The following is a 25,205-nucleotide window of genomic DNA, read 5'->3' as shown; positions in this document are numbered from 1 at the left end:
CCTCACCAGAGCAGCAACGGCACCGTGAACGACTGCGAGTCGGCGAAGCCGTCGCCGCCGTCGAACTCGGCGCGCAGCAGGTGCAGGCCGCGGGGCAGCTTCGGCAGCTTGACGGCGAAGCGTCCGCGGTCGCCCGCCACGAGCTCGGTCTCGGCGATGGCCGTCCCGCCGTCGAACACCCGCAGGGTGCCCACCGGCGCGGCGCCGTCGAGCGCGAAGACCTGGCCCTGCATCCGCACGGCCGAGCCGGCCTTGGCGAGGAGCTTGTTCGGCGTCGCGACGGTGAACGTCGCCACGGCCGGCGGCGGCTGCTCGTCGACCAGCACGGCGACGCTTCGCGCAGGCACGGTCACGGCGCCCGCCGCGGCATCCCACGCCGTCGCCTTCACGACCTCGTCGGCACCCGAGGCCTGCGCCTCGGTCAGCGCGAACTCGCGACCGGCGAGCCCGTCGAGCTGCTCGGTGATCGCCTCGGGCGTCGAGTTGAACACGACGAGCGCGCCATCGAGCTCGGGGTCGACGTCATCGCCCACGAGGTCGTCGATCTGCATCACGATGAGGCCCGGCGTGGCATCGGGCCCGCCGACCGGGAACGACACCTTCTCGTCGATGAGCGCCGCCGAGCCGAGCTGCAGCAGGTCGACCTCGTTGCGCACGCGCAGCAGGTCGAGGGCGGATGCCTCGGCCGCGGCGATGTCCGCAGCGCCCGGCTTGAGCGCGGGGTCGGCGAGCAGCGGCGCCATCTCATCCCAGAAGTCGGCATTGTCGGCCTCGGGTGGCAGGCCCGAGCCGAAGGTCGACTCCTGGCCGGTCCAGTCGATGCGGTTGAACCAGTCGCCCGAGTTGTAGCTGTTGCGGTCGAGCGACTTCGAGCGCAGCAATTCGGTGCCGGCGTGCCAGAACGACGGCGTCTGCGCGAACGTGGCGGTCGCGAGCGACAGCGTGTTCATGCGAATGCGGTCGGCCATCGTCGTCTCGACCGGCAGCTTCAGCACCCCGTGGTCGTACAGCGTCTCGTTGTCGTGCGCGTCGACGTAGGTGATGATCTCCTCGGGCTGGTCGGCGTAACCGGCCGGCGAACCGCGGTAATCGAGCTGGTCGCCGCGCTTCACGGTTCCGTCGGCGGCCTCGAGCTCGTATGCCCGCAGGTTGCCCGCGAGGCCGAGCTTCACGAGATCGGTCTGGTGCGCGAGGTCGGCAAGTTGTTCTTCGGGGGTACCGTCGGCGTAGGCGTTGGGGTCAGTGCCGAGGCCCGTTCCGAAGCCCTGATCGAACTTCGTGTCCGCCGCGACCGGGCTGCCGCCGTGCACCGCGTCGCGCAGCCGATCGCTGAACGTACCGATGCCCGTGCCACCGAGCTGACCTTGCGTGGCCTGCTCGAAGAGCGCGTTGTTCGCGACCTCGCCGAAGTTCCAGCCCTCGCCGTAGAGATGCACGGCCGAGCCGTCGACGCCGTCTTCGGCGAGCGTGAGCTCGTCGAGTGCCGCCCGCACGGCGAGCATGTTGGCCTTCGAGTGGTGGCCCATGAGGTCGAAGCGGAAGCCGTCGACCTTGTACTCCTTCGCCCACAGAACGACCGAATCGACCATGAGCTTCTGCGCCACGTCATGCTCGGTGGCGACGTTCTGGCAGCACGTCGAGGTCTCGACGCTGCCGGCAGCGTTCAGGCGCTGGTAGTAGCCGGGCACGATGCGGTCGAGCACCGACTTCTCGCCCTGTCCGGATGCCGCGGTGTGGTTGTACACCTCATCGAGCACGACCTGCAGCCCCGTGGCGTGCAGTGCTCCGACCATCTCGCGGAACTCGGCGACACGGGCGCCACCGTTCGGGTCCACCGCGTAGGAGCCCTCGGGCGCCTGGAAGTGGAACGGGTCGTAGCCCCAGTTGAATCCGTCGAGGTCGCGGATCGACTCGAGACACGCCTGCTGCTCGGGCGAAGCGGGCCCGAACGACGCGAGGTCGCACTCGGGAGTCGCCTGCGCCGCGCGGTTCTCCTCGATCGTGGCGATGTCGAACGTCGGCAGCAGGTGCACGGTGTTGATGCCCGCCTCGGCGAGCTGCTGCAGCTGGGCGGTGCCCGCCGAATCGCGAGTGAAGGCCCGGTAGGTGCCGCGCTCTTCAGCGGGCACCGTCTCGTCGCCGATCGAGAAGTCGCGCACGTGCAGTTCGTAGATCGCGCGGTCGACCGGGCGCTCGACGATCGGTGCCGGGGTCTGCTCCCACTGCTCGGGCCGCAACGACTCGTCGTCGAGATCGACGACGACCGAGCGGACCGAGTTCGTCGTGAGGGCCACGGAGTACGGATCGGTGACCGAATTGGTCTCGATCGCCCCGGTCGTCGGAGCGTAGACCTCGACCGACCACCGATACTCGTCGCCGGCGCCGAGATCGTCGACGCTCCACGTGCCGTCGGTCTCGTCGAAGCTCGCCTCGATGAGCTCGGCGTCACCGGATGCCCCGGCATTCCATCGTTCGAGCGACACCGTGCGAGCGGTCGGCGCCCAGAGCGTCGCGCTCGCGACATCGTCCTCCCAGCTCACGCCGAGCGGCACGGATGCCACGGCGTCGCCGTAGAGCCCGTCGAGCACACCCGGCAGTTGCACGCCGGTGAACGCACTCAGCGTCTCACCCGTCGTCTGCGCGACGGCGAGCTGCTCGGTCAGGAGCTGCTGCACCTCGGCGCGGTCGAGCCCGACCGGCCGCAGCGCGAGGTACCCCACGAGGGCCGGGAAGGTCGCGAGCTGCTCGTCGGAGAGGCCTGCCGGGTCGCGCTCGAGCACGATGGCGTCGCCGCCGCCCGTCACCTCGCCGTCGGCCACCGCGAGCGACGCCGCGGGCGAGTGCTCGAGCGTCCACGCGGCATCCGTCGCCTCGTTGCCGCCGAGCAGTTCGGCAGGCCAGGCGAGCGTGTTCTCGTCGATCCAGTGCGCGCGAAGCTCGCCAGTGCCGGCGAGCGGCGGGTCGGTCACGACGATCTCGAGCACGTGCGTGGCGAGGGTGTATCGGAACTCGACGAGCTTGCCCGCCGTCGCGGTGAACGAGTAGTTCGCCCCGCCGGGTGCGCCGCCGACGCCGTAGTTCTCGTCCCAGCCCTGGCCGTGCGCGACCTTCGTCTCGTAGGCGCCGTCGGGAATCTCGTCGGTCGCGTACGTGAAGACACCGTCGCGGTCGCCGTCCTGCATGAGCGACGCGAGGCACTCGGGCTGCCAGTCGCCGGGGCATCCGACCTCGGACTGGAAGCTGCCGGGAAGGGTCACGACGGGGCCCTCGGCGGTCGAGGAGACGACCTTCGTGTTCGGGTTCCAGAAGAACGTGATCGGCCCGCCCGGGTGCGAGTAGGTGACGTTGCCGCCGTTCGGCTCGCCGTTCGCGCCGTAGTTCACGTCCCAGCTGCCGTTGATCGCAACCTTGTACTCGTAGTCGCCCGCGGCCACGTCGAACGTGCCGGTGTAGATGCCGTCGGCGCGGAGCGTGAGCTTCGCGACCTCGCAGCCGGGAGCCCAGTCGCCCGCGCAGCCCATCTCGGAGTTGTGCGACCCGGGCACCGTCACGAGGTCGATCGGCTGCTCGGGCTCCTCCTCCTTGACGAGGTTCACGGCGTTGCCGACCGACGCGTAGGTGCTCGACGCAGCACGGTTGCCCGCGGCATCCGTCGAGATCGCGCGGTACTCGAGCAGGGTGCCCGTCTCGAGCCCCGCCGTGTCGTGGAATACCCGGGGGCTCGTGTCTTCAGCGGTGCCGAGCGCGTGCCAGGCGTCGTCGCCCGTGGCACCGGCGACGCGCCAGGCGAAGCTCGTCTCCTGCCAGGTGGCGTCGTCGACGTCGGCCACGACGGGCGTGACGCCCGTGACGCCGGCGCCGGCCGCCGGCGTCGACACCGAGATGGCGGATGCCGCGTCGGGAGCGCTGACCGTGCGGTCGGCCTTGAACACGACGGTGCCGAGCGCCGGCACGGTGACGGATGCCACGCCATCTGTATTCGCCACCATCGCTGAGCCACCGCCGTAGAGCGGCGAGAACGCTCCGTCCTTCGTCAGCGTCGAGACCTCGACCGTCTTCGCGACGTTCGAGTTGTTCGACGCCACGAGGTACTCGACCCGCTCGGCTGCATCGACCCGGCTGAACGCGTAGACGCCGGCGCCGTTGTCGACGTAGCGCTCGATCTGGGCGCCGGTGTCGAGTGCCGGGTGCGCGTCGCGCAGGGCGGCGAGCTCGGAGATGTGCGTGTAGAGCGGGGCATCCGTGCCGAAGCGGTCGACGCTGCCGGCGGTCTCGCCCGTGACGAGCGACTGGTTCTGGTACTCGGCGACCTGACTGGCGAAGAGCGTCTGCCGCGCGTCCTTGTCGCCACCGGTGCCGGCGAAGCCCTGCTCGTCGCCGTAGTAGACGACGGGCTGGCCGCGCGTGAGGAAGAGCAGCTCGTGCGCGAGCTCGTCACGTTCGAGCGGGGCATCCGTCGACTGCAGGAAGTAGCCCACACGGCCCATGTCGTGGTTGCCGAGGAAGGTCGGCAGCGCCGTCGCCGACGAGTCGGGCGTCGTGTAGTAGTCGTCGCCCGCGAAGAGCGACTGCAGGTTCTTCGCCGAGTTGCCGGCCGCGAAGCTCACGGTCTGCGACTGGAAGGTGAAGTCGAGCACCGAGTTCATGTCGGTGTTCCGCACGTACGGGCTGAGCTTCACCGGATCGGCGTCGTAGACCTCGCCGAACATGAAGAAGTCGGGCTTGCCGGCGTCGTGCGCGTAGTCGAGCACTTGGCTCGACCACTGCTCCCAGAACTCGAAGTTGACGTGCTTGGCGGTGTCGATGCGGAAGCCGTCGATGCCGAGATCGATCCACTGCTGGTAGACGTCGACGAAGCCGTTCACGACGGTCGGGTGCTCGGTCATGAGGTCGTCGAGGCCCGAGAAGTCGCCGTACGTGACCGACTCGCCCTCCCACGTCGAGTCGCCGCGGTTGTGGTACAGCGTGGGGTCGTTGAGCCAGGCCGGCACCTTGAGCTCGGCGTTTTCGGGCGTGAGGCTCGGGATGTACGGAAAGCTCGTCGCCGGGTCGAGGGCCGGGAAGTCGGCGCCCGTATCGGCGTCTGCGAAGTCGGCCGGGTCGAAGGCCGTGCCCGCTGCATCCGTGTACGGACTCGTCGCCTGATCGATGTAGGAGTACTGCTGCTCCTCGTAGTCGATCACGTCGGCCGTGTGGTTCGTGATGATGTCGAAGTAGACCTTGATGTCCTTCGCGTGCGCCTCGGCGATGAGCGCCTCGAGCTCGGCGTTCGTGCCGAGGTGCGGGTCGATCTGCGTGAAGTCGGTGATCCAGTAGCCGTGGTACCCGGCGCTCACGTTCGCGCCCTCGCCCTGCACGGGGCGGTTCTTGAAGCTCGGGGTGAGCCAGATCGCGGTCGTGCCGAGCCCGTCGATGTAGTCGAGCTGCGATCGCAGGCCCGCGAGGTCGCCGCCGTTGTAGAAGCCCTTGTCGGTCGGGTCGTAGCCCGTCGTGAGGCGGTCGCCACTGTGCCCATCGACCCCCAGCCCGCCCTCGTCGTTCGCGGCGTCGCCGTTCGCGAAGCGGTCGGTCATCACGAAATAGAACGTCTCGTCGCTGCCGGCCTGCCGCGCCGGCTCGGCGACGAGGGCCGCGTCGGATGCCGCGTCGTACGCGCCGCCCAGGCTCGCTCCGGTCAGCTCGAGGCCGACCTTCTTGAGCGTGTCGTCGAACACGACCCGCACGGTGGTGTCGCCCGCGACCGTCAGCGGGATGTTGTCGCCGCCGCCGTTCAGGCCGTACGCCTCGCTCCACGAGTCGTTCACGGCGACCTTGTACTCCCAAGTGCCGGCCGGCACCGTGAACTCGGCCGCGAAGACGCCCGCCGTGCCGGTGGCAGTCAGCTCGGTCGCCGCGCACTCGGGCTGCCAGTCGGCAGAGCACCCGAGCTCGTCTTGCAGCGATCCGACGAGGGCGAAGGTGCGCGGCTCCTCGACGGCCGAGGCCGCGAGGCCCGGAATGACGGCGAGGGCGGATGCCGCGAGGGCTCCCGACACCACGAGGGCGAACCAGCTGCGTGCGCGAGCGCGTTGCGTCATCCTTGACTCCCGATTTCCGGCACGTCCGCGTGCCTCCGACCTGCAGGCGACGGTAGCAGCGGCAGGCTCGTTAATGCAAGCGCTTACACGGCTGGAGCAGTACGGCAAAGGAAGTGGGCGTGAGTGCTCGACGGCAGCCCGATCATCAGGGCGCGTACGAGGCCTAGCCGACTGGAAGCGCTGTCAGGCAGATTCCGTCGGTCACCGGCATGCCCGTCTCAGTCGGCGCCGACCCTCTGCGGCCGAACCGCTGCGCTCAGCAGGACTGGAGCCGACCCACGGCCTCGGCCAGCACGCCTCGACCACCGAGCAACGTCAACGACGTGACGCCCTGGCCGAGCGCTGCGCTGCGAACAGCACCGGGAACGCACGACTGCGCTGCCAGGTACAGCGGATCACCGGCTGCGCCTGCGGCAGCGGCACCGGTCAGGGCATCGGGGAATGAGGCGCCCGTGGCGATGTACGCGTTGGCGGTCGTCGCGAAGACCGTATTGATGGCGACGCTCGTCGTATAGCGATCGGCACCCGCGTACCGCTTGACCGTCATCGACGCCGCGGCGAGGCTCGACGCGATGCCGGGTGAGACGACGCCGTCGCCTCCTGCGATGCGCACCTCGGCGATGCCCTTGCTTCGCAGGAGCGCGAGCGTCTTCTCATCGACGCTGCTCCCGAGGCCGTCGACGAGCACGACGGGCGCTCCGATCGCTCCGGCGGCGGCGCCTGCGCTCAACCCATCGGGGAAATCACGCCCGGTCGCGAGATAGGCGATGGCAGTCGGACCGAATGCGTCGGCGATGATGTTGCGCGACGTGTCGTAGCGGTCGGTGCCGCCGATCCTCTTGGCTGGCGCGATCTGCAGGAGCGTTCGCATCACGGATGCACCGACAGCGCCGTCGCCGCCGACGACGACGATCTGTTGCGGTGCGAGCCGTCGGATTTCGGCGGCCGTGGCTTCGGGGAGGACGTCGGCCGCCGTAAGCAGCATCGGGCCGCCCTTGTGCGCAGCCGCAGGGGCCGCCGCCAGCGCGTCGGCGAACTCGGTGCCCGAGGCGATGTACACCACCGGCGCCCCTCCGGGGTAGCTCGCCTCGGAGATGGCAACCGCCGTCGCATAGCGATCGACACCCTCCAGGCGCTCCGTCGTCAGCACCACGCCGCTCCTGGGGTCGCCGAACCAGTCGCTGTACATTCGCCAGAAGTTCCGGTTGCCATAGCTGGAGCACGAGTCACCCGTGCCGTAGAGGTCGACGAGCGCTGCGGCGTTCGGCTGGTACGGCGTGTAGTAGTAGAGCGCCGCCGTCGCACTGTTCGCGATCGTCACGCTCGCGCCGCCGCAGCGATCGTCGTCGGGGTGGAAGAGCACGTGATTCGGCTGCCCCACTTTCAACCACGTGAACGAACCGCCGGGGTTGCCGTACCACGTCAGTTGACGAGCGGCGGCGTACACCTGGTTGAAGAAGCCGTAGTACGTCGAGTCGCACGCTGCGGTGTCTGGGCATCCGTAGCCCATCGCCTTCCGCAGGACCTCCTGCGTGGGCTGCGGATTCGTGAGAAGCGACTGCTCCTTCTGCAGGGTGACGAGGATGACCTTCGCGCTGAGTCCGCACGCCTCCTGCACCTTGAAGATGATCCGGGCCGCCGACTCGTTCGCCGCTCCGGCGTACGGCGAGCACGTGCCGTAGCTCCACGTGCGGTTCGGGGTCGTGGCCTTGTAGTTCGCGAGACAGAGCGACGTTGCACAACTCCCGACCATCTGTTGCAGAAAGCCCTGGATCTGGCTTTCCGACATCGCGGCCTTGTCGTAGAAGTTCACGTCGGCGATGAGATCACCGGGCGTGAAGTCGCCGCCGGCCAGCGCGGCCTCGATTCCATCATCAGCGAACGCCGCACCGGCGAGCGCTTCGTCCTGGTCTGCGCGACGCTCGGCCGCACCATCGGCGGCTCTGTCGCCCGGCGCCGGATCAGCTGCGGATTCCGCCTGCTCGAGAACCTGCGCCGCGTGCTGGGTCGATTCGTCGATGAGGTCGTCGCCGTTGTCGGCCGCAGAAGCGGGAACCGCGCTCATCGAGACGAGCAGTACCGCGGCGACCAGTCCGACCACGAGCTTCTTCACAGGGCTACCCTTCGTCGCGCACCCCAACCCGCCGCCGATGCGGCGTCAAGCCGATGACGTGTCGAAACGGATGTAGGGATCCGCGGTCCACACTAGCCAACGATCGGTGCCCGACGTCGGGGGCGAAATGGCCATCGGGGCCGCAGCTCGAACCCTCACGCTCCGGCAGCCCTGCTTCAGAGGCCCGAGTAGGCGTGCAGTCCCTTGAAGAAGAGGTTGACCACGGTGAAGTTGAACAGCACCGCCGAGAAGCCGATGATCGCGAGCCAGGCCGAACGCGAGCCGCGCCAGCCGCGCGTCGCGCGAGCGTGGATGTAGCCGGCGTAGACCACCCAGATGATGAAGGTCCACACCTCTTTGGTGTCCCAGCCCCAGTAACGGCCCCAGGCCTTCTCGGCCCAGATCGACCCGGCCATGAGCGTGAAGGTCCACATGATGAAGCCGATGATGTTGACCCGGTAGGCGAGATTCTCGAGGGTGACCGAGTCGGGCAGCGTCGCGAGGAACGTGGCCTTCGCCGCCTTCGCGGTGTCGAGGAGCGCCTCGCGACGCGACTGCATGAGCTGCACGACCGAGAGCGCGAAGCCGAGCGCGAAGAGGCCGACCGAGGCGCTCGCCACGAACACGTGGATCACGAGCCAGACCGACTGCAGCGCCGGCGGCAGCGGAATCGGGCTCACGTAGAAGTTCAGCGCCGCGACGCCGAGCAGCACGAGCACGAGGCCCGTGACGAAGGTGCCGAGGAACCGCAGGTCGTGCTTCGAGATCACGATCACCACGAGGAAGACCGTGGTGATGATGAGCGTGCCCGTGAGCGCGAATTCGTACATGTTGGCCCACGGCACCCGGCCCGCGGCGAAGCCGCGCGTCACGTCGGCCGTGAGGTGCAGCAGCCAGGCGAGCACCGTCATCGCGACGCCGACACGCAGCGAGGGCGAGCGGCCGTAGGCGACGGCACCGGTGCCGGTACCGGCGGCGGTCTTCGACGGTCGAGCGGATGCCCCGGGCGCGGCGGTGGCCGTGGAGCCCGTGCCTGCCGTGGCATCGGAGGCGGCACCGACGGCGACCGCCTGCTTCGCCTCGACGAGAGCGGCATCCGTTGCCGCTGTGGCAGCCGCCGAGCGCTTGGCGAGGTCGATCGAGAACGCGATGAAGGCGATCGCGTAGACGACCATGGCCGAGTACACGCAGAGGATGGAGATCTCGTCGAGCGTCAACTGCACTGTTCTACCTTACGTCGAAGTGTGTGTTCCCGCCGGTCGAGTAGCGAGCGCCAGCGAGCGTATCGAGACCTGTCGCGAGGTCTCGATACGGCCCTGGCGGGCCTACTCGACCGGCGATGGCCGCGGCCCGGCGTGCTTGTCGGCGAACGAGGTCACTGCCTCTTCGAGGCCCGGGTCCTCACCGCGGGCGAGTGCCGCGTACTCGAGCACGACCCGGCCGTCGGGCTTCGTCACGGCCTTCACCCACATGCGACGGCGCGGCACGAAGAGCGAGACGAGCAGGCCGCCGAGGATCAGCGCGGCGAAGATCAGCACCCAGATCTGCGTCGGGTCGTGGTGGATGTCGAAGCTCGCGAAGCGCGGCACGCTCTGCGAGTAGTCGCCGTCTGCGGCATCCGTGCTCGACGACTCGGGGGTCGCATCGTCGAACGTGACCGTGCCGAGCCCGTTCGGCAGTTCGGCGGTCTCGCCGGGCTTGAGCTCGATCGAGTCGACGCCCGTGTCGCCACCCGTGAGCTGTTCCATGGTCGACGGATCGAGCGTGTACACCGAGGTCGGTGTGCCCTCGTCGATGCCGAGATCGCCCTCGTAGACGTTGAGCGTGAGCACAGGCAGGATCAGGTCGGGATAGCTCGAGGTGTAGGCGCCCGTGGTGAGTTCGCTCTGCGTCGGGTAGAAGAAGCCGACCATGCCGAGCTGCTCCGGCATGCCGTCGGGCACCTTCACGACGCCGATCGAGGTGAGGTTCGCGTCTTGCGGCAGGAACGGCACCGCGTCGGTGAACACGACCTCGCCCGCGGCGTTCTTCACCGTGATCGTCGGCGCGTAGCCGTTGCCGAGCAGGTAGACGTCGGTGCCGTGCGTGTAGAGCGGCTCGTTGACCTTGACGGTGCGCTCCTCGGCCTCGCCCTGCTGCCCCTGCACCGTCACGTGCGCGGTGAAGTCGATGGGCTGGCCGATCGCGTCTTGATTGCGGGTCTCGTAGACGGCGTCGAGGTTCTCGAGCGAGAGCCGGTAGGGCGTCAGTCGGGTGTCGTTGAAGAAGCGGCCGGGATTGAACGAGTCGAATGCCGCGAGCGTGTTGACGAAGGTCTGTCCCTCGACGATCACGCGCTGCCCCGAGAAGCCGAAGCCGCCGCCGAAGCCGACGGCCACGAGCACGCCGAGCAGCGCCGTGTGGAAGACGAGGTTGCCGGTCTCGCGCAGATAGCCGCGCTCGGCCGAGACCGATGGCTCCCCGCGCAAGGCGTAGCGCTCAACGCGGTAGCCCGCCTGCCGCAGTTGCTTCGAGGCGGCGTCGATCGATGCCTCGGCCGCTGCGTCACTGGTCGAGCCTGTCGAAACCGGCAGTTCGCGTTCGGTGAACCCCGCGAGCCGCGACAACCGCACGGGCGTGCGCGGCGGCCGCGCCCGCAACGCCTCGAAGTGGTGCTTCGTGCGCGGGATGATGCAGCCGATGAGCGAGACGAACAGCAGCAGGTAGATCGCCGAGAACCACGCCGAGGTGTAGACGTCGAACATCTGCACGCTGTCGAGAATGGGCGCGAGCCTCGGGTTGTCGTCGAAGTACTGGGTGACGCCGTTGGGGTCGCTCGAGCGCTGCGGCACGAGCGAGCCGGGCACCGCGGCGATCGCGAGCAGCAGCAACAGCAGCAGTGCGGTGCGCATGCTCGTGAGCTGACGCCAGCCGAAGCGGACCCAGCCGACGAAGCCGAGCTTCGGCCCAGTGACGGATGCCTCGGCGGCATCCGGCTCGACCGAGTCGATGTGGTCGGCGGGCCGCGAGGGCGCACCCGGGTCAGATTGCGGGGACAAAACCCGTGATCACCGCCTGCAGTTCGTACATCCAGATGGACCAGATTCCCGACACCATGAGCACGCCGATGAGGATCAGCAGCGTGCCGCCCGCGATGTTGATCGCACGGATGTGGCGGCGGAGGAAGGAGAGCGAGCCCGTGACCCAGCTGAAGCCGGCGGCGACGAGCAGGAACGGGATGCCGAGGCCGACGCAGTAGGCGAGGCCGAGCAGCACGCCGCGGCCGGCAGAGGCGGAGTCGGCGCTGAGGGCGAGCACGACGGCGAGGGTCGGGCCGATGCAGGGCGTCCAGCCGATGCCGAAGACGATGCCGAGCAGGGGCGCCCCGGCGAGTCCGGTCGCCGGGCGCCACGACGGCTTGATCGTGCGCTGCATGAACGTGAACTGCCCGATGAAGACGAGCCCCATGACGATCAGCAGCACGCCCGCGATGCGCACGATGAGGTCGGAGTACTGCAGCAGCCACGCGCCGGCGACGCCCGCGACGAGGTTGAACGACACGAACACCACGGTGAAGCCGGCCACGAAGAGCAGCACCCCGAGCAGCAGGCGGCGCCGGTTCTTGCGCTCGGTGGCGGCGTCGGCCGAGGCATCCGTGAACCCGCCGAGGTAACCGAGGTAACCCGGCACGAGCGGCAGCACGCACGGAGAGAGGAACGAGACGAGTCCCGCTGCGAGCGCGATCGGCATCGCCGCGAGCAGCTGCCCGTTCAGCACGATCTCGCCCGCGCCCATGCGCTAGGCCCGCTCGGCGAGGAGGTCGTCGATGATCGTCTCGAGGATCGACGCGTCTTTCAGCTGGCCGAGCACGCGAGCCGCCACTTTGCCGTCTTGGTCGAGCACGATCGTCGTCGGCACCGCGGCGGGCGGTACCCGGCCGGCGAACGCGAGCTGGGCTTCACCGCTCGCGACGTCGAGCACCGACGGGAAGCTGATGCCGTAGTCCTTCTCGAAGGAGGCCGCGTTGGCGGCCTGGTCGCGCACGTTCACGCCGGTGAAGCTCACGTCGTCGGCGTCGATGCCGTCGTAGACCTCCTGCAGGATGGGGGCCTCGACCCGGCACGGCGCGCAGCCCGCGTACCAGAAGTTGACGACCTGCACCTTGCCCGCGGCATCCGCCGAGTCGAAGGACTCGCCCTCGACGGTCTCGCCGGCGAACTCGATCGGCTCGCCGCGGTCGGAGGCGTCGTAGACCGTGATCGTGCCGTCGCCCGCGATGTAGTTCTTGCCGCTGCCCTCGGCGAACTGGTCGGCGAGGTCGTCGTTGCCGCTCGTGCAGCCCGCCAGCAGCAGGGCGGATGCCACGGCCACCGCCATCATCATCGAGCGCCGCTTGCGCATCACACTGCTCCTACATCTGTGGCTTCGGCGGCGAGCCCCGCCGCAGGATCCGCGTAGCCGACCTCGACGAACCGGGCACCACGGCGCTCGAGCGTGGTGACGCTCGAGAGGGCGCACCGGCGACGGCGGGGGTCGTGCGAGAGCGAGAGGCCGGCGAGTCGACGGTGCACCATCCAGATCGGCAGCTGATGGCTGACGATCACGACGTCTCCGCCGTCGGCGGCCTGCCAGGCATCGTCGATGGCTGCGAGCATGCGATCGGCGATCGAACGGAACGGCTCGCCCCAGCTCGGCTCCCACGGGTTGATGAGCAGCGGCCAGTTGCGGATGTCGCGGAGTGCACCGTCGACGCCGCGCATGCGCCTGCCCTCGAAGCGGTTCTCGGGCTCGATCACCCGATCCTCGAGCGCCGGCTCGAGGGCGAACGCCGCGGCGACCGGCTCCGACGACTGCTGCGTGCGCTGCAGCGGGGAAGAGATGAGGGCGCTCACCGGACGGTCGCGGGCGACGAGATCGTCGGCGGCCGCCTGCGCCATGCGGCGACCGAGATCGGAGAGCCCGTAGCCGGGCAACCGACCGTAGAGCACGCCCTGGGGGTTGAACACCTCGCCATGGCGCACGAGATGGATCTGCTCGGCCGGCACGGCTTCCAGTCTAGAGAGGCCTTCCCTTTGAATCCGCCGTGCGCCGGGCCGGTGAAACCCCCACGGGTAGGATGGTCGATCGTGAACACCCGCACCCTCGTCAAGAACCTCGCCGCGCTCCCCGACGGCCCCGTCACCGTGTCCGGATGGGTCGAGACGGTGCGTGATCAGAAGAAGGTGCAGTTCGTCATCCTTCGCGATGAGTCGGGCGCGGTGCAGCTCGTGAACCCCGCGACGCGCGAGGTCGAAGATGCAACGGACGTCGCGGCATCCGCTCGCCTCGCGACGACCGAGGCCATCTCGGCGCTCTCGCACGGCTCGTTCATCACCGTGACCGGCGAGCTCAAGCACGACGAGCGCGTCAAGCTCGGCGGCCTCGAGGTGAAGATCCGCGAGTTCGACGTCGTCACTGCCGCGAACCCCGAGACGCCGATCGCGGCCGACTCGAGCCTCGACAAGCGCATGGACTGGCGCTTCCTCGACCTGCGTCACCCGAAGCAGGCGCTCATCTTCCGCATCCAGACCACCTTCCTCCACGCGCTTCGCGGCGTGTGGGTCGAGAAGGGGCTCATCGAGATTCACACGCCGAAGCTCATGGCCTCGGCGTCGGAGTCTCGCGCAGAGCTCTTCGAGGTCGAGTACTTCGAGACCAAGGCGTACCTCGCGCAGAGCCCGCAGTTCTTCAAGCAGATGGCGCAGGCGGCCGGCTTCGGCGGCGTGTTCGAGGTCGGGCCCGCGTTCCGCGCCGACCCCTCGTTCACCTCGCGGCACGCGACCGAGTTCACCTCGGTCGACACCGAGATCAGCTGGATCGACTCGCACGAAGACGTCATGGCGCTGCACGAAGAGCTCATGGTCGCCGGCTTCGAGGCCGTCGTCGCCAAGCACGGTGCCGACATCGCCGAGCTGTTCGGCATCGAACTGCAGGTGCCGTCGCGTCCGTTCCCGCGCATCCCGCTCGCCGAGGCGAAGCAGATCGTCGCCGACCGCGGCTACGTGATCCCCCGCGCCGACGACGACATGGACCCCGAGGGCGAGCGCCAGATCTCGGCCTACGTCAAAGAGACGTTCGGGCACGACTTCGTGTTCCTCATCGACTACGCGTCGAGCATCCGGCCGTTCTACCACATGCGCCACGAGGGCGACTCGAGCCTCACGAACTCGTACGACCTCATCTACAACGGCGTCGAGATCTCGACCGGCGCGCAGCGCGAGCACCGCATCGACGTGCTCGTCGAGCAGGCTCGCGACAAGGGCATGGAGCCTGAAGAGCTCGAGTTCTACCTCGACTTCTTCCGTTACGGCGTGCCCCCGCACGGCGGCTTCGGCATGGGCCTCGCCCGCGTGCTGATGCTCATGCTCGGCGAGCAGTCCATCCGCGAGACGACCTACCTCTTCCGCGGCCCGACGCGCCTGCTCCCCTAGCTCCTCTTCCCCCACCCGGGTGAAGTGACGCGAATCGACCTTCCCGCACGTGTGGAAGGTCGATTCGCGTCATCTCACGAGACATCCGGGCGCCAGCCAGATGCGATCAAGGCGTCTCGCAGCCGCGCGAGACGTTGCCTGCGCAGGATGCCGCGGTGGGAGGCGTTGAAGCGCACGATTCGCCACCCCTCGTGGACGACGTCGTCGAGTCGATCAACGTCGCGGGCATATTGGTGCCGATCGGTGCGGTGATGCTCACCGTCGTACTCAGCTGCGACTCGATAGGCGGAGAACGCGAGGTCAGCGATCGCAATCCGCCGCCCGTCGTGATCGGAGATCTCCACGTTCACCTCGGGCTCGGGCAGGCCGAAGTCGACGATGTCGAGCCGCAGCTCCGTCTCCTGCGGCGAGTCGGTGCGCGGCCGGATCCTCCCGAGCGCGCCGACCAGCCGTCGCTGGCCACGTCGACCCGCACGACGCCTGACTTCACGCTCCAGCTCCTCGAGCGTGGCGAGCGGTTGCTGCCGCCGAACCAGGGCATCACCCGCGACGACGAGTTCTCGCTCGGTGAGTGAACCGGCGAGCTGGCACCATGCATCGACGGGGTCGACGACCGACAGCCCGAACCGGCGAACCACCCGCACGCCTCCGGGCTGTGCACGATGCCCGCGCACTCCCGCGGCCCTCGGCAGCCCTTCCGGCACGAACGCTGCGACGTGCAGTTGGCCACGCATTCGTCGCGGCAGTGGGAGCCCGTGCAACTCCGCGGCCGTTCCGTGGCTGAACACCTCGCTCGCGCGCATTCGGGCAGAGTACGCAACACACATCGACAGCAGGGACTGCGGTTCGACGGCACTCGCCCGCACGCCGTGGAACGGTCTCGACAGGTCGGGGCCGCGGAGTCGTCCTTCACCGATGCCCGAAGCGGCGGCATCGCGTACTCGGAACGGCCGGGCTGCGAGGTGATCGGGAAGTTGTTGTCGGGGAGGCATCCGACCACCCTTGCTCGCCGGCAAGCTCGCCCCCAACCGCGCGAGCCCGTTTGTGGACGCCCGACTGCTGGTCCGTCCTGCCGAGGACGAGTCGCCGCCGACCGAAGTGACGCAAATCGACCTTCGGATGGGCATGGAAGGTAGATCTGCGTCACCTCACGCAGAACTCGATGCGGGCCGTAGGCTCGGATGGTGAAGATCGCGACCACGCCGATGGCCCGCCTCGCGGGCGGCACGTTCCAGATGGGGTCGGCCGAGTTCTACGCCGACGAGACGCCCGTGCACGAACGCACGGTCGGGCCGTTCGAGATCGACGTGCACCCCGTCACGAACGCCCAGTTCGCGGCGTTCGTCGAGGCCACGGGCTACGTCACCGTAGCCGAGCGGCCACTGGACCCTGCCGACTTCCCCGGTGTCGACGCCGCCGACCTCGTCCCGGGCGGGCTCGTGTTCACGCCGACCGCCGGCCCGGTCGACCTGCGCGAGTGGCGGCAGTGGTGGCGCTGGGGAGCAGGCGCGAGCTGGCGGCATCCCTTCGGCGCCGAGCCGTCCCGTCCCGATGGCCTTGTCGTCGATGCACTCACCGAGCGCGCCGACCACCCGGTCGTGCAGGTGAGCTTCGCGGATGCCACGGCGTACGCCGAATGGGCCGGCAAGCGCCTGCCCACCGAGGCCGAGTTCGAGTTCGCCGCCCGCGGCGGGCTCGATGGCGCACGCTTCGCGTGGGGCGACGAGGAGTTCCCCGACGGCGAGCTCATGGTCAATCGCTGGCAGGGCTCGTTCCCGTACCGCAACACCGGCGCCGAGGGCTGGGTCGGCACGTCACCCGTCATGACGTTCGCGGCCAACGGCTACGAGCTCTTCGACGTCACGGGCAACGTGTGGGAGTGGACCACCGACTTCTACACGTCTCGCCACAACCCGCCGGGCGTCGAAGCGGTCGACGCGCAGCTGCGGCCGAACCTGCTCGCCGCGGCATCCGCCGAGCCCGGCTCCCGCATTCCGCGTCGCGTGCTGAAGGGCGGATCGCACCTCTGCTCGCCCGACTACTGCCTGCGGTACCGCCCATCGGCGCGGTCGCCGCAGGCCGACGACACGGCGACGACGCACATCGGCTTCCGCTGCGTGCGCGACGTGAGCTGACGCGGCGAGACCGCTTGCTGAGCTACTCCGGCTCCGCCCTCACCGGCGCCCGCACAGCCGCCTCGAGGGTCGGGTAGACCCGTCCCTCCTGCTCGAGCCGTGTGAACCAGCTGCCCTTCCGCGCCGTCGCCGCTCCCGACTCGGGCACCGCGGCGCACCGCAGTTCGATGTGCTGCGCGGCGAGCTCGCGATCGAGGTCGGCGAGCGTGTCGAGCACGGTGATCGGCACGACGTCGAGGCGACTGAGCTCGAGCGCCACGGCACGGATGCCGGGATGCGCCGCCGCAGCGTCGAGCACCGCGTTCTCGTGCGCGAGCACGTTCGCCGTGTAGAGCGGGGCGAGCAGGCGCACAGGCAGCACCACGCCGGCGGCTGAGCCGACCGCCGCACCAGGCACCGGGCCGACCGCCTCCCCAGCAGGCTCCCCGACCTCGACCCGCAGCCGGTTCAGTTCACGCAGCACGACCACGAGGGTGACGACAACGCCGACCACGACCGCGAGCAGCAGGCCCGCGGTGAGGCCGACGACGGCGGTCGCGACGGCGATCCAGAAGTCGTTGCGGCTGATGCGCCAGAACCGCACGAGCGAGGGGATGTCGATCAGTCCCACGACGGCGACGAACACGAGCGAGGCGAGCGTGGCCTGCGGCAGCAGGCTGATGACCGGTCCAAGGAAGAGCGCGACGAGCACCGCGAGGGCAACGGTGACGAGCGACGAGAGCTGGGTGCGCGCTCCGGCGCCCTGGTTCACCGCGCTCTGCGAGAACCCTCCGGCTGCGGGCAGCACCTGGAAGAACGAGCCGATGGCGTTGGCTGCGCCGGTCGCGAGCAGTTCCTGATTGCTGTCGACCTGCGGTTCGCCGGGCTTGCGGATGCCGCGCGCCACCGCCGCGGACTCGAGGAACGCCATCACGGCGATCGCTCCGGCACCCGGCAGCATCGCGCCGAGATTGGCGAACGTCGGCAGCACGATCGGCGGGAACCCCTGCGGCACCGGTGCGATGAGTTCGAGGCCGGCCTCGTCGAGACCGGTGAAGGCGACGAGCAGGATGCCGGCGGCGACGACGATGAGCGGCGCCGGCACCTTCGGCAGGAATCGCTTCATGAGGAACAGCCCCGCCACCGACCCGATCGAGAGCACGACCGTCGCGAGGTGCGCCGACGGCACCGCCTCGACAGCCGCGGCGATCGATCGGATGAACCCGTGCGCCGAGACATCCGTCGTCTCTCCGAGCAGTTTCGGCAACTGGCCGACGGCGACTGTCGCACCGACCCCGATCTGCACGCCGACGATGGTTGCCCGCGAGATGTTCTCGACGAGCGAGCCGAGTTTCGCCACCCGCGCGATGAGCAGGATCACGCCGACGAGCAGCGTCAGCGCCATGAGGTCGGGCACGGGGTCGTCGGAGCCGGCCGCGAGTCCCGCCGAGACCAGAGTGGTCGCCGTCAGCGTCGCGATCGTCGACGTCGTCGAGACGCTCATCGCCCGCGAGCCGCCGAGCATCGCGTACACGAGCATCGGCACCATGCACGTGTAGAGCCCGAGCTCCACCGGCAGGTTCGCGATCGTCGCGTACGCCATGGCCTGCGGGATCACGACAGCCCCGGCAGAGAGGCCCGCGAGCACGTCGGCCCCGAGCCATCCGCGCTGATAGCCCGCGAGGGTCGGGAAGAGGCGGAACCTGCGGGCGGGCGGTGCGGCGGTCGACGTCACGGCGTCAGTTCTCGGGGAAGACCGTCGACCAGTCGCGCTTGACGCTCACGACGGTGAATCCCCGATCGGATGCCGCGGCGAGCGCGTGCTCGGCGCCCTTGTCGTAGGGCACGTCGCCACGCTCGGTGTCGTCGTCGTGGTGGATCAGCAGCGCGAGGCCGCCGCCGGCGCGGGTGAACTCGAGCATCGGCAGGTCGCCGTTCGAGTTGCCGCCCGCGAGGAGCGGCCGCCGACCGATGCGGCTCCAGATGCGCACGGGCTTCTCGGGGCCGTCGTCGAGGAAATCGAGCCCGGCGGTGTAGCGCACGTCACCCGAGTCGGCGTCGAACGCGAGACCGAGCGCAGACCCGATCACGTGCTCGGGCGGGATCCCGTAGTACTGCTGGGTCATGGGTCGCATGAAGTCGCGTTCGCCACCGGAGACGATGTACACCGTGAACCCGTGCTGCTCGAGGTACCGCAGCAGCTCGATCATCGGGCGGTACACGGCATCGCCATACGGGGTGCCGAGCGTCAGGTGCTTCGCCCGCTCGTAGAACTCGCCAACCGACGCTGCATAGTCTTCGACGCTCATGCCGGCAGTGACGCCGACGAGCGCGCCGATGAAGATCTGCAGATCGCTGTCATCGCCCGCGTAATGCTTGTCGATGGCGCCGCCGAGCCAGGCGTAGTCGCCCGTGACGGCAGCCCGGTAGGGCTGGCGGTCGGCGAGTGACGGATCGGCCTCGGCCTGGGCACGCCACTGCTCGACGATGTAGTGCAGCTGCGTGGGCATCGGCTTCTCGGTCCAGAGGGTGCCGTCGTTGTCGAAGACGGCGATCCGCTCCTCGATGGGCACGGCCTCGGGGCCGCTGGTGACCCGCTCGACGAACGCGATGATCGCGTCACGAGCGGGCCCATCGGCCCACGAAGGCATGGGCATCGATGACGCGCTCATCAGTCGCGCGCCATCGCCGCCGCGAGGTGACCCTCGAGATCGAGGTACACGTCGTCGGCTATGTCGAAGACGACCTTCTTGATCTCACCGCCCGTGAACTCGAACCGCGAACCGACATAGGCACTCGAGACGGCATCGCCGCTGTCGTAGCCGATGCAGAGGCCCTCGCCGCAGAGCGAGAAGTGCCCGAGCACCGTGCGGATCTCCTGCTCGCCGACCTGCTGCTCGTCGATGAAGAGCTTGAGCGGCCCGATGCCCTCGCGGTAGTCGCCCATGCGCTCCTTGGTGAACTCGACGCCCACGATGTGCCGGCCGCTCAGCGGCGCCGGCGCCGTGATGCGATTCTCGGGCGGGATGCCCAAGAAGTTGTAGGCGTAGCTCAACTCGCCGTCTTTCACGAAGAGCGCATGCCCGCCGAACCGTGAGCCGTGCGCGAAGATGATGCCTTGCGTCTCACCGGTGAAGTCGACCTCGGCCAGGATCTTGTACGAGACGCCATGCACGTTCGCCGCCGACCGCTCGGGAACCTCGGAGGTGCCCGGGTAGTAGATGTACTGCCCGCTCGGCGGAGCCGGCTGATGGAACTCCATCGAGATGAAGGTCTCGAAGTCCTTCGGGTTGCCGATGATCTGCAGGTCGTTCAGCGGCAGCACGTCGTTCGCCTTCGCCTCCTCGAGCCACAGCGCCTTCAACGCCTCGACCCTCTCGGGATGCTCCGCGGCGAGGTCGTGCGCCTCGGCCCGGTCGACATCGGTGTGGAAGAGCTGCCAGGTGTCGTTCTCGAAGCCGCTCGTGCCGGCCATCGGGCCGTGCACGGTGACGGCCTTCCACCCCTTGTGCCAGATGCCGCGGCTGCCGAGCATTTCGTAGTACTGGGTCTCTTTCTCCGTCGGGCCGTCGACGGGAGCGTCGAAGGAGTACTTCATCGAGACCCCGGCGAGCGGGTTCTGTTCGACGCCGGCATAGGTCTCGGGCATCTCCACGCCGCACGCCTCGAGAATGGTGGGCACGATGTCGGTCGAGTGGTGGTACTGGTTGCGCACCTCGCCCTTGGCCGCGAAGCCCGCCGGCCAGTGGATCACGAGCGGATCGCACACGCCGCCCTGGTAGGAGTAGCGCTTGAACATGCGATACGGCGTCGAGAAGGCCATCGCCCAGCCGGTCGGGTAGTGGTTGTACGTGTCAGGGCTGCCGAGCTTGTCGACGAGCCGCAGGTTGTCGTCGAGCGAGTCGGGGTAGCCGCCGAAGATCTTGCCCTCGTTGACCGAACCGTTGGGGCTGCCCTCACCGGATGCCCCGTTGTCGGCGCAGTACAGCACGATGGTGTTCTCGAGCTGGCCCGACTCCTCGAGGTAGTCGATGATGCGGCCGACCTGGGCGTCGGTGTACTCCGAGAACCCCGCGAAGACCTCCGCCATCCGGCAGAACATCGCCTTCTCCTCATCGTTCAGCTCGGCCCACGGGCGCACGTAGTCGGTCTGCGTGTAGGTGCCGTCGGGCATCGGGTTCACGTCGGTGAGGTCGGTGCCCTCGGGCAGGATGCCGCGCTCGATCATGCGCGGCAGCACCCACTCGCGGTACGCCTCGTAGCCGTCGTCGAACTTGCCCTTGTACTTGGCGATGTACTCCTCGGGCGCGTGATGCGGCGCGTGGTTTGCCCCAGGGCAGAACCAGAGGTACCAGGGCTTGTCGGGCTCGGTCTGCTTCACGTCGCGGATCATCTTCAGCGCCTGGTCGGCGAGGTCCTTCGAGAGGTGGTAGCCGTCTTCGGGCAAGTACGGCTGGTCGATGTAGTGGTTGTCTTCGGCGAGCGAGGGGTACCAGTTGTTCGTCTCACCGCCGATGAAGCCGTAGAAGCGGTCGTAGCCCTGAGCGAGCGGCCAGTTCTTCTTCGATGCTCCCGCCGTCCACTCGTCGATCGGCACGTTGTGGTTCTTGCCGACCCAGAACGTCGACCAGCCGGCGTCGCGCAGCACGTTCGCCATCGTCGCGTTCGTCGGCGGGATGTGGGAGTTGTAGCCCGGGAACCCGGTCGACGACTCCGAGATCGTCGCGAACCCGTTCTGGTGGTGGTTGCGGCCGGTCAGAAAGGTCGAGCGCGTCGGCGAGCAGAGCGCCGTGGTGTGCCACTGGGTGTAGGTCAGCCCGCCCGCAGCGAGCCGATCCATCGTCGGCATGTTGATGCGGCCGCCGTAGGGCGACCACGCGGCCTGCCCGGTGTCGTCGTAGAGCACGACGAGCACGTTCGGCGCCCCCTGCGGAGCCTTGTCAGGAAGGAACGCGTCCCAGTCCCCCACCGAGTCGCGCACGTCCAGTTCGATCTTGCCCTTGAACTCTCCCACTTGGGATTCCCCTTCGTTCGCAGTGCGGGGGCGTCGCAGTTGCCCCCGTGCCCAACCTAACCCGGGAGTCGAAGCCGGGGGAAGAGCGGCGCGCGACGCCGCAGGCAGCGTTCAGCGCCGACCGTTCAGCGCAGACCGTCGGGTCGAGCGGTCGACGGCAGGTCCCGCGTCGCAGGCCCCTCGATCAGCCGGCCGGATGCCTCGAAGCGCGAGCCGTGCAGGGGGCAGTCCCACGTGTGCTCGGCGTCGTTCCACCGCACGACGCCGCCGAGGTGCGTGCAGATCGCGCGCACCGCGCACGTCTCCCCGTCGACGGTCGAGACGCCGACCGGCACTCCCCGGCGCGAGCCCACGACGCCGGTGCCTTCCGGCGGCTTCGGCACGGGCGTCGGATGCGCCTCGGCCCGCGCCCAGCCCGCTGCGAGATCGCCCGCGACCTTGGCGTTCTCCGAGACGCCCCGCGCGAGGTCGGCGGGCACCGTCATGCGAGTGCCGAGCACCTGCATCCACGCCTGATGATCCCGCCACGGCTCGCCGAGGATCTCGGCCGAGATGCGCATCGCCGCCGCGACGCCGTTCGTGAGGCCCCACTTCGCGTAGCCCGTGGCGAACCAGATGCGGCGCCGGCCCCGCGGCATCCGCCCGGCGAAGGGAATGAGGTTCAGCGACTCATAGTCCTGCGCCGACCAGCGATGCGTCAGCTCGGCGCCGGGAAAGTGGCGCTGTGTCCAGCGAACGAGGTCGTCGGCGCGGGCCGCCGCCGACGACACCCGGCCGACCGGATGCTCGTTGCCGCTGACAATGAGCTGCAGGCCCGCCGCGCCCGACTCGGGATGCGGCGGCGCCGTGCGCAGCGAGCGGGTGGGCTGGTCGACCGAGAGGAACAGGCCCGGCGTCGGCGGGTCGCCGACGCGGAAGGAGGCGATGTACGAGCGCGAATGCCGCGTCTTCGCGAAGTACAGCCCCCGATCGAGCACTGGGGTCGCCGTCGCAACCACGACGTCGCGGGCGCGAAGGCGACCCTGGTCGGTCTCGAGCACAACGGGGTCGGAGGCCTGCACGTCGCGAACCCGCACGCCGGTGACGAGCACGCCGCCGTCGGCGACGAACTCGCGGGCGAGCGCGAGCATGAGCCGATACGGGTCGAGCGCGAGCTGGCCCTCGAGCGCGACCGCTCCGGCGAACGGGAACTGCACCGGCATCCGCTCGACCATCTCGACCGGAAGCCCGGCCTCGCGAGCGGCATCGAATTCGGCCAGCACGGTCTTGAGCCCGGCGTCGGACTGGGCGTAGCTGTAGGCCGGTTCGATGGCGACCGGCACGTCGTGGTCGCGGGTGAACTCGGCGATCCACGCCTGGCCGTCGAGATTCGCCTCGACGTAGGCGCGAGTGACCTTCGCCGAGTGCGAGCGGCGGATGCGCTGCAGCCGAGCGCCCTGCAGCACGCTCGCCTTGCCGGTGTTCGCGCCTGAGGCGAGGGCGGCGACCTCGGTCGCCTCGACGATCACCACCGAGCGGCCGGCTCGCTGCAGCATGAGCGCGGTCGAGAGCCCCGTGATGCCGGCACCGATGACCGCCACGTCGACGGGTGCAGCGGGCAGCGGAGCCCGCATCGCGTCATCGATGGGCAGGGTCGCCCCGGTCTTCGGCGCGCCGGCCTTCCAGTACGAGCTCATGCCATCAGTCAAGACCGGGCGACGAGCGCCGGCAACGGGCTTGACCGCCGCGCGGGCTCCGGGTAGGCGGCGAGGAGGTGTCGCTCAGCCGGCGAGCAGCGCCTTCTTCAACCGCACGGGGTCGATGCGCCAGTAGTTGTGCACGACGTCGTCGATGAGCACGACCGGGATCTCTTCGGCGTAGCGGTTGCGGAGTTCGTCGTCGTCGAGGATCGAGCGCTCGTCGAAGATCACGCGCGGCGCGGCATCCGTCGCCTCGATCTCGGCCAGCACGGTCTGCACGGCCGCCCTCGCGTCGTCGCAGAGATGGCAACCGGGCTTGCCGATGAGGGTGAGTCGGATGTCGCGTGCCACCCCTCCAGCCTATTCCGCTGGTCGAGTAGCGGCCGACGGAGGAGGCCGCGTATCGAGACCCTCGAGCACAGCGAAAAGCGCCAGGCCGAAGGGCCTGACGCTCAGCCGGTAGTACCGAAGGACTACTTCTTGTTGCGACGCTGGTGGCGCGTCTTGCGAAGCAGCTTGCGGTGCTTCTTCTTCGCCATACGCTTGCGGCGCTTCTTGATGACGGAACCCATCAGAACCTCACAGAAAAGATCAGTCGGTCGCGCGTGCCGCGGCCGTTGGCCAGAAAGCCTCGGGGTAGTCTACCGGATCCGCGCAGCCGAACTCGCCGAATGGGTTAGCGTCGAGGGATGCCGCATCGAGACATCGTCATCCGCACCACGTCGGAGGCCGACTGGCAGGCCGTGCGGGCGCTCCGCCTCGAGATGCTGCGCGACTACCCGCTCGCCTACGCCGAGACCCTCGCCACGGCGCTCGACGTCGACGAGGAGGGCTGGCGACTCCGCGGTGCACGCGGCACGACGCCGCGCCAGACCTCGATCGTGGCGATCGACGGCGACCGCTGGATCGGGCAGATGGGCGGCTACATTCCGGATGCCACGTCGGGGCCACTGCTCGTGGGGGTCTACGTCGCCGCTGACCACCGCGGTGAGGCCGCCGGCGTCTCGCGCATGCTGCTCGACGCCGTCGAAGACTGGGCGCGCGGATTCGGCGACACGCTCCGCCTCGAGGTGCACGAAGACAATCCCCGTGCGATCCGCTTCTACGAGAAGCTCGGCTTCACGCACACCGGTCGCAGCCGCGAGTACGAGCTCGCGCCCGGCGGGCTCGAACTCGAGATGATCAAGCCGCTGCGCTGAGCGTGCCGAGGAGTTGAGCCCGTCGACCCGAGTACGGCAAACTCCTCAAATGACCCTCGTCGACATCCTGCTCTTCATCGCGATCCTCGGCACCGGCATCGTTGCCGGCGCGTTCTTCGCCTTCTCCACGTTCGTGACGCAGGGCATCGATCGGGCCGGCGCCACCGAGGCGGCACGCGCCATGCGCGGCATCAACGTCACCGCCGTGCGGGCGCCGTTCATGATCGCCATCTTCGGCACGGCACTCATCGCAGTGGTGCTGCTCGTCATGGCCTTCACGGGGCAGCCCGCCGGTGCGACGTGGTGGGTGATCGCCGGTGCAGCGCTCTACCTGGTGGGGGTCGTCTTCGTCACGGGCGGCGCGAACGTGCCGCGCAACAACCGCCTGGCCGCCGTGCCCGAGACGGATGCCGCGGCGCTCGCCGACGCGTGGCAGGCCTTTCGGCCGGGGTGGCTCGCGTGGAACCACGTGCGCACGCTCACCTCGACCGCGGCGTGCCTCGCGTTCGTGCTCGCGCTCGTCGCGTGACCGTGCCGTGAAGCTCGAACTCGCGCGTTGA

Annotated in this window: 18 protein-coding genes; 4 read left to right on the top strand and 14 right to left on the bottom strand. The window is 69.0% G+C overall.

All coding sequences use genetic code 11. The annotated features are described in order from the left end of the window. Nucleotides 1-2: 2 nt before the first annotated feature. The 7 genes from pulA to H521_RS0101120 all read right to left on the bottom strand — a co-directional run bounded on the left by pulA (nt 3) and on the right by H521_RS0101120 (nt 13,214). On the bottom strand, nt 3-6,077 hold the full coding sequence (gene pulA, locus H521_RS20745; RefSeq protein ID WP_022891192.1) for a pullulanase-type alpha-1,6-glucosidase: 6,075 nt from the start codon (nt 6,075-6,077) through the stop codon (nt 3-5). A gap of 256 nt (nt 6,078-6,333) precedes the next feature. Continuing rightward, entirely contained in the window at nt 6,334-8,190 is a 1,857-nt protein-coding gene (locus H521_RS24780) for a cell wall-binding repeat-containing protein (RefSeq protein WP_022891191.1), read from the bottom strand. Nucleotides 8,191-8,366: 176 nt separating this feature from the next. Beyond that, nucleotides 8,367-9,365, bottom strand: a complete 999-nt coding sequence (gene ccsB / locus H521_RS0101140; RefSeq protein WP_051159147.1) for a c-type cytochrome biogenesis protein CcsB — start codon at nt 9,363-9,365, stop codon at nt 8,367-8,369. A gap of 150 nt (nt 9,366-9,515) precedes the next feature. Continuing rightward, nucleotides 9,516-11,228 (bottom strand): cytochrome c biogenesis protein ResB, encoded by a 1,713-nt coding sequence (gene resB, locus H521_RS0101135; RefSeq protein WP_022891189.1) that lies wholly within the window; start codon nt 11,226-11,228, stop codon nt 9,516-9,518. Beyond that, entirely contained in the window at nt 11,212-11,964 is a 753-nt protein-coding gene (locus H521_RS0101130) for a cytochrome c biogenesis CcdA family protein (protein WP_022891188.1), read from the bottom strand. Before H521_RS0101130 ends, resB begins: the two co-directional genes overlap by 17 nt. A gap of 3 nt (nt 11,965-11,967) precedes the next feature. Then, nucleotides 11,968-12,570: a TlpA family protein disulfide reductase gene (locus H521_RS0101125; protein ID WP_022891187.1), complete on the bottom strand. Its 603-nt coding sequence runs from the start codon at nt 12,568-12,570 to the stop codon at nt 11,968-11,970. Beyond that, nucleotides 12,570-13,214 carry a histidine phosphatase family protein gene (locus tag H521_RS0101120; RefSeq protein ID WP_022891186.1) on the bottom strand — a complete coding sequence of 215 codons (645 nt, stop codon included), beginning with the start codon at nt 13,212-13,214 and terminating at the stop codon, nt 12,570-12,572. The genes H521_RS0101125 and H521_RS0101120 overlap by 1 nt, the downstream gene beginning before the upstream one ends. 81 nt (nt 13,215-13,295) lie before the next feature. On the opposite strand from H521_RS0101120, the gene aspS reads away from it, so the two are divergent. Continuing rightward, a complete protein-coding gene (aspS, locus tag H521_RS0101115; protein ID WP_022891185.1) occupies nt 13,296-14,639 on the top strand; it encodes an aspartate--tRNA(Asn) ligase in 1,344 nt (447 codons plus the stop codon). A 74-nt stretch (nt 14,640-14,713) separates the two neighbouring features. Here aspS and H521_RS26050 read toward each other — a convergent pair whose 3' ends face one another. Next, entirely contained in the window at nt 14,714-15,766 is a 1,053-nt protein-coding gene (locus H521_RS26050) for a hypothetical protein (RefSeq protein ID WP_245560911.1), read from the bottom strand. Nucleotides 15,767-15,844: 78 nt separating this feature from the next. Between H521_RS26050 and H521_RS0101105 the strand changes: the two genes are divergently transcribed. Further along, nucleotides 15,845-16,774: a formylglycine-generating enzyme family protein gene (locus tag H521_RS0101105; protein WP_026481756.1), complete on the top strand. Its 930-nt coding sequence runs from the start codon at nt 15,845-15,847 to the stop codon at nt 16,772-16,774. 22 nt (nt 16,775-16,796) lie between these two features. Here H521_RS0101105 and H521_RS0101100 read toward each other — a convergent pair whose 3' ends face one another. The 6 genes from H521_RS0101100 to H521_RS25330 all read right to left on the bottom strand — a co-directional run bounded on the left by H521_RS0101100 (nt 16,797) and on the right by H521_RS25330 (nt 24,018). Beyond that, nucleotides 16,797-18,488: a SulP family inorganic anion transporter gene (locus tag H521_RS0101100; RefSeq protein WP_022891182.1), complete on the bottom strand. Its 1,692-nt coding sequence runs from the start codon at nt 18,486-18,488 to the stop codon at nt 16,797-16,799. 4 nt (nt 18,489-18,492) lie between these two features. Then, nucleotides 18,493-19,404, bottom strand: a complete 912-nt coding sequence (locus tag H521_RS0101095) for an HAD family hydrolase (protein ID WP_245560910.1) — start codon at nt 19,402-19,404, stop codon at nt 18,493-18,495. 20 nt (nt 19,405-19,424) lie between these two features. Further along, nucleotides 19,425-21,767 (bottom strand): arylsulfatase, encoded by a 2,343-nt coding sequence (locus H521_RS0101090; RefSeq protein ID WP_022891180.1) that lies wholly within the window; start codon nt 21,765-21,767, stop codon nt 19,425-19,427. Between the two features lie 125 nt (nt 21,768-21,892). Further along, nucleotides 21,893-23,443 carry an FAD-dependent oxidoreductase gene (locus tag H521_RS0101085; RefSeq protein ID WP_022891179.1) on the bottom strand — a complete coding sequence of 517 codons (1,551 nt, stop codon included), beginning with the start codon at nt 23,441-23,443 and terminating at the stop codon, nt 21,893-21,895. A gap of 84 nt (nt 23,444-23,527) precedes the next feature. Further along, nucleotides 23,528-23,797, bottom strand: coding sequence for a glutaredoxin family protein (locus H521_RS0101080; protein ID WP_022891178.1), 270 nt, complete (start codon nt 23,795-23,797; stop codon nt 23,528-23,530). 122 nt (nt 23,798-23,919) lie between these two features. Further along, nucleotides 23,920-24,018 carry a 30S ribosomal protein bS22 gene (locus tag H521_RS25330; protein WP_003792170.1) on the bottom strand — a complete coding sequence of 33 codons (99 nt, stop codon included), beginning with the start codon at nt 24,016-24,018 and terminating at the stop codon, nt 23,920-23,922. A gap of 117 nt (nt 24,019-24,135) precedes the next feature. Between H521_RS25330 and H521_RS0101070 the strand changes: the two genes are divergently transcribed. Then, nucleotides 24,136-24,645 (top strand): GNAT family N-acetyltransferase, encoded by a 510-nt coding sequence (locus H521_RS0101070; protein ID WP_051159116.1) that lies wholly within the window; start codon nt 24,136-24,138, stop codon nt 24,643-24,645. Nucleotides 24,646-24,694: 49 nt separating this feature from the next. Then, the gene (locus H521_RS0101065; protein ID WP_022891177.1) at nt 24,695-25,174 is read left to right on the top strand and encodes an anthrone oxygenase family protein; all 480 of its coding nucleotides are present in this window, start codon (nt 24,695-24,697) and stop codon (nt 25,172-25,174) included. Nucleotides 25,175-25,205: the final 31 nt, after the last annotated feature.

The sequence above is a fragment of the Agromyces subbeticus DSM 16689 genome (assembly GCF_000421565.1).
Classification (GTDB): Bacteria; Actinomycetota; Actinomycetes; order Actinomycetales; family Microbacteriaceae; genus Agromyces; species Agromyces subbeticus.
Note: the sequence above shows the minus strand (reverse complement) of the source record. Positions and strands in the feature narration are given on the sequence as shown.

Bases quoted from the DNA above. Each gene is read 5' to 3' on its own strand.
- pulA (WP_022891192.1), bottom strand. From the start codon at position 6,077: ATGACGCAACGCGCTCGCGCACGCAGCTGGTTCGCCCTCGTGGTGTCG.
- ccsB (WP_051159147.1), bottom strand. From the start codon at position 9,365: ATGGTCGTCTACGCGATCGCCTTCATCGCGTTCTCGATCGACCTCGCC.
- H521_RS0101130 (WP_022891188.1), bottom strand. From the start codon at position 11,964: ATGGGCGCGGGCGAGATCGTGCTGAACGGGCAGCTGCTCGCGGCGATG.
- H521_RS0101125 (WP_022891187.1), bottom strand. From the start codon at position 12,570: ATGCGCAAGCGGCGCTCGATGATGATGGCGGTGGCCGTGGCATCCGCC.
- H521_RS26050 (WP_245560911.1), bottom strand. From the start codon at position 15,766: ATGCCCATCCGAAGGTCGATTTGCGTCACTTCGGTCGGCGGCGACTCG.
- H521_RS0101105 (WP_026481756.1), top strand. From the start codon at position 15,845: ATGGCCCGCCTCGCGGGCGGCACGTTCCAGATGGGGTCGGCCGAGTTC.
- H521_RS0101095 (WP_245560910.1), bottom strand. From the start codon at position 19,404: ATGCCTTCGTGGGCCGATGGGCCCGCTCGTGACGCGATCATCGCGTTC.
- H521_RS0101085 (WP_022891179.1), bottom strand. From the start codon at position 23,443: ATGAGCTCGTACTGGAAGGCCGGCGCGCCGAAGACCGGGGCGACCCTG.
- H521_RS25330 (WP_003792170.1), bottom strand. From the start codon at position 24,018: ATGGGTTCCGTCATCAAGAAGCGCCGCAAGCGTATGGCGAAGAAGAAG.
- H521_RS0101070 (WP_051159116.1), top strand. From the start codon at position 24,136: ATGCCGCATCGAGACATCGTCATCCGCACCACGTCGGAGGCCGACTGG.
- H521_RS0101065 (WP_022891177.1), top strand. From the start codon at position 24,695: ATGACCCTCGTCGACATCCTGCTCTTCATCGCGATCCTCGGCACCGGC.